1 protein-coding gene and 1 pseudogene are annotated in these 1,469 nt (G+C 65.3%); both read right to left on the bottom strand.

Annotated features, from left to right (window positions below; translation table 11 throughout):
* Positions 1-260: pseudogene (locus tag ACFU5F_RS42380) on the bottom strand (glycoside hydrolase family 2); the annotation flags it as partial.
* Between the two features lie 45 nt (positions 261-305).
* Positions 306-1,469, bottom strand: a 1,164-nt coding sequence (locus ACFU5F_RS42375) for an MFS transporter (RefSeq protein ID WP_383899031.1), incomplete at its 5' end; no start/stop codon positions are given.

The raw sequence follows: 1,469 nt of genomic DNA, 5'->3' as shown, positions 1-1,469 counted from the left end.
CGGTAGGCGCCTTGGAACTCGACGCGGACGTTGCGGTCTCGCCACGCGTCGGGCGCGAGGAATGTCTTGGTGTACTCGAAGTTCGCCGCAGACGGGAAGTACGCGCCTTTGCCCGAGCCTGCCGGGTCGCGCTCGGCCGAGATCAGTGCGTCATGCGGCAGCCTGACCAACTTTCCCGAGTCAGCGGATTGTCCGATCTGAGCGAAGATGCTCGTCTTCGGCTTGACCGTCCAGTCGTCGTTGAACAGCGTTGCGGGCATAGGTGTTCCTCCATTCCGCGGCGAACTCGCGGAGTCGTCTTCGGGTCAGATCTTCGGGACAGGGATGCCGACGGTGGTGGGCCGTCCGGGTCGAACCCCGAGGATCAGCAGTCCACCGACCACGGCGAACGCTGCGGCAACGATGTACACGCCGGTGTAGTCCCCGCCGAGAAGGGACAGAATCGCCGCGGCGAGGAACGGGCCCACGCCCTGTGCCAGCTGGTTGGCGAGGTTGAAGATTCCGAGGAAGCGTCCGTTCTGTCCCTGGTCGCTGGGCAGGGTGTCCAGTCCGATGGCCTGATCGATGGCTCCGAAGATGCCCACACCGAATACCGCGACCATCGACCCGATGTAGAACTGCGTGATGGAGGTGAGTGTCGCCGTGACGACCAGTCCGCCCGCGAGGAGGAGGCCTGCGATGACGATGAACGGCTTGCGACGCCGGATGCGGTCCGAGATCGCACCGCTGAGGATCGATCCGGTGATCGCGACGCCGATGCCGAGCAGTCCGCCCGTCGCAACGAGGCCCGCGAGCGCGCCCGGCTCGAGCGCGAGGCGATCACCGAGCAGATACACGGTGTAGAGGGACATGATCGACAGGGCGAGGAAGATGAAGAACCGGCTGATCCACACCCACGCGAAGTCCGGGTGGCGGCGAGGGTTGAAGTAGAACCCCTGTGCGAGCTGACGGAAGTTGATCTTCGAGCTGTCTGCCGGCGCAGGATCGTCCTTCATCACGACGATGAACGCGAAGCCGAGGATGAAGGCGATCGCGGAGGGCGCTGCGAACATGGCCAGCGGCATGGCGCTGAATGCCCCTGCGATGGCGACACCGACCACCGGGGCGATCTGCGTCACGGCTCCCGTGAAACCCGCGACCTTGCCGCGCTGCTGCTCGGGCAGCTTGTCACCGAGGTGCGTGACGAACATGCCGCCCGCTGCCGTATAGCCGATGAAGGCGAGTGTCCACGCGGCGATCAGCAGGCCGATGTTCTCCGACAACCCGACGAGGACCGAGCCGAGGAGGCCCATGAGCATTCCCGCCAGCATCCACGTCCGGCGCCGCCCGAAACGAAGCCGGGTCTTGTCACTGAGGACGCCGACCAAGGGCCCGGTGACGAGCACGATCAGTGAGGGCACACCGACCGCGATCGCAATCGCCGTGTCCTTGATGTCGGGTGCGATCTGTTCGATTCGGATCGCCAGCGA

Source organism: Streptomyces sp. NPDC057438 (assembly GCF_042802995.1).
Taxonomy (GTDB): Bacteria; Actinomycetota; Actinomycetes; order Streptomycetales; family Streptomycetaceae; genus Streptomyces.
Note: the sequence above shows the minus strand (reverse complement) of the source record. Positions and strands in the feature narration are given on the sequence as shown.